Annotated in this window: 2 protein-coding genes; both read left to right on the top strand. The window is 47.7% G+C overall.

Features of this window, described 5'->3' with window-relative positions:
* Window positions 1-1,893, top strand: a 1,893-nt coding sequence (gene ovoA / locus B3O33_RS02680; RefSeq protein ID WP_292362876.1) for a 5-histidylcysteine sulfoxide synthase, incomplete at its 5' end; no start/stop codon positions are given.
* On the top strand, window positions 1,880-2,766 hold an 887-nt coding region (locus B3O33_RS02675; protein ID WP_292362875.1), incomplete at its 3' end, for a MalY/PatB family protein. The genes ovoA and B3O33_RS02675, both read left to right, overlap by 14 nt.

The raw sequence follows: 2,766 nt of genomic DNA, 5'->3' as shown, positions 1-2,766 counted from the left end.
CTGGCAGGCTTGTTAACGCAACGAATCAATCCACGTTTTGAATCGATGTTTGCTGTAGGTGTGGATGAAATGAGCTGGGATGATCTCAATGATGCACATTATGACTGGCCGACAGTAGCGGAAGTTAAAGCCTATCGCCAACAGGTAAAAAAAACGGTAAATCAACTTATTCAAACAGCACCGCTGCAATTGCCCATAAATTGGGAAAATCCCTGGTGGGCAATCATGATGGGTATTGAGCATGAACAGATTCATCTGGAAACGTCATCGGTATTAATCCGGCAACAGCAATTACAGTGGGTGCAACCCCATGCGGCCTGGCTGGCATGTGACATTTCCAGACCAGCTCCTGAAAACGCACTTTTGCAAGTGGAAGCCGGTACGGTTAGTCTCGGAAAATCATTTGATGATGCTTATTACGGTTGGGATAACGAATATGGTCAGCATCAAGCTGATGTAGAAGCGTTTAAGGCTGCAAGGTATCTGGTCAGTAATCAGGAGTTTTTAGCTTTTGTTGAAGCTGGCGGCTATCTGCAGCGACATTACTGGCAGGAAGAAGGGCTGCAATGGCGTGAATTTACTCAAGCTGAATATCCGACATTCTGGATAAAAACGAATCAAGGTTGGCAGTTGCGATTAATGGCCGAGGTGGTGCCGATGCGTTGGGATTGGCCGGCAGAAGTCAACTACCATGAAGCCAAGGCATTTTGTGCATGGAAGGCTGAACAAACCGGTGAAACCGTGCGCCTGCCTACTGAAGATGAATGGTATCGTCTGGTCGAGGTTTCAGGCCTCGAAGAGCTGAACGAAACGCCGGCAGCAGCAAATATTCATCTGGATCATTTTGCCTCCTCCTGTCCGGTCAATCATTTCGCCCAGGGTGATTTCTATGATGTGAGGGGGAATGTATGGCAATGGACCGAAACACCGATTTATCCATTTGATGGATCCCAGGTTCATCGCTTATATGATGACTTCACCACACCAACCTATGATGGAAAACACAATCTGATCAAAGGCGGCAGCTGGGTTTCCTGTGGTAATGAAACGCGTTTATCATCACGTTATGCTTTCAGACGTCACTTTTTCCAACATGCCGGTTTCCGCTATGTGGTCTCAGAGGCCCCGGTGGTAAATCTCGATTCAAATTACGAAACCGACAAAATGCTCTCAGAATATGCCGAGTTCCACTACGGTGAAAGCTATTTTGATGTGCCGAACTTTCAAAAAGCCATTGCTCGGTTAGCTATCGAAAAAATGTCTGGCAAACCATCACGACGTGCTCTCGATCTGGGTTGTGCTGTGGGACGGGCCAGTTTCGAATTAGCCAGGCATTTTGATCAGGTAACAGGAATTGATTTCTCGGCACGCCTGATTAATCTGGGGGTCCAGCTCAAACGGGATGGTGTCGTTCGCTATGCTGTAGCCGATGAAGGTGATTTATTACTCTACCGTGAACAGCGGCTGGCGAATTTTGGATTGGAAAAGACAGCTCACAAAGTCGATTTTATGCAGGGGGATGCCTGTAATCTCAAAGCGGTATACAGCAATTATGATTTAGTGCTGGCAGCGAATTTATTAGACCGTTTGTATGACCCGATTTTATTTTTAAAACAGATACATGAACGGATTAATGCGGGTGGCTTGCTGGTGCTGGCTTCGCCGTATACATGGCTGGAAGAACACACGGATAAAGCCAATTGGCTGGGTGGTTTCAAAAAAGACGGAGAAAGCTTTTCCACACTGGACGGCATCAAAAGCGTGCTGGAAAAACACTTTCAGCTGATTGATGGTCCATTTTCACAACCCTTTGTTATCCGTGAAACCCGACGTAAATTCCAGCATACTCTGTCAGAGGTGACTATCTGGGAACGTCGACATGTCGAAGATTGATTTTGATCAGAAAATAGATCGCAGCGGCACGTATAGTCTTAAATACGATGCCCGCCAGCGACTGTTTGGCCGTGAGGATGCGATTCCTCTGTGGTTGGGTGATATGGATTTTGTTGCCCCTGAGGCCGTAACCCGGGCGTTGACAGTCAGAGCTGAGCATCCTTTGTACGGTTATAGTGAATATCCAGCGGCCCTGTATCAGGCGACTCAGGAATGGTTTCTGCGTCGTCATCACTGGCATATTGCCACTGAACATATTCTGATCTGTCCCGGCGTAGTGCCTTCATTGCATGCCACCATTATGGCGCTCACGGAAAAGCATGAGCAGGTTATTGCTCAGCCCCCGGTCTATTTTCCGTTTTTCTCAGCCGTCACAGAGACACAGCGCGAACTGGTCGTAAATCCGTTAGTACTGGTGGACGATTATTACCAGATGAACTTCGATCAATTGGCTGAACAAGCCGCTTCTGGCGCAAAAATGCTGTTGCTCTGTTCGCCGCATAATCCCGGAGGGCGTGTCTGGAGCGAAGCTGAACTGCAGAAACTCCTCGATATCGCCAGACAACATCAACTCATCATTCTCAGTGATGAAATTCATGCGGATTTGGTATTTACCGGCAACAAGCATATTCCGCTGGCATCCCTGGCAAAGGATGTGCCCATTGTGACTGCGGTATCAGCCAGCAAGACATTCAATATTGCCGGGCTGGGCATGTCGATGTTGATCGTGCCGGATAGCGAGCATAAAAAGGCAATTGAATCGGTTTTTAATTCCTGGCATGTCAGTGCTGCCAATCCGTTCAGTATTGAAGCAACCATCGCTGCCTACCGGCATGGTGATGACTGGTTGGAACAGTTACTGGTTTACCTGCA

It is taken from the genome of Methylophaga sp. UBA1464 (assembly GCF_002325665.1).
In the GTDB taxonomy this organism is placed as follows: Bacteria; Pseudomonadota; Gammaproteobacteria; order Nitrosococcales; family Methylophagaceae; genus Methylophaga.
This window is presented reverse-complemented; position numbering and strand designations above follow the sequence as displayed.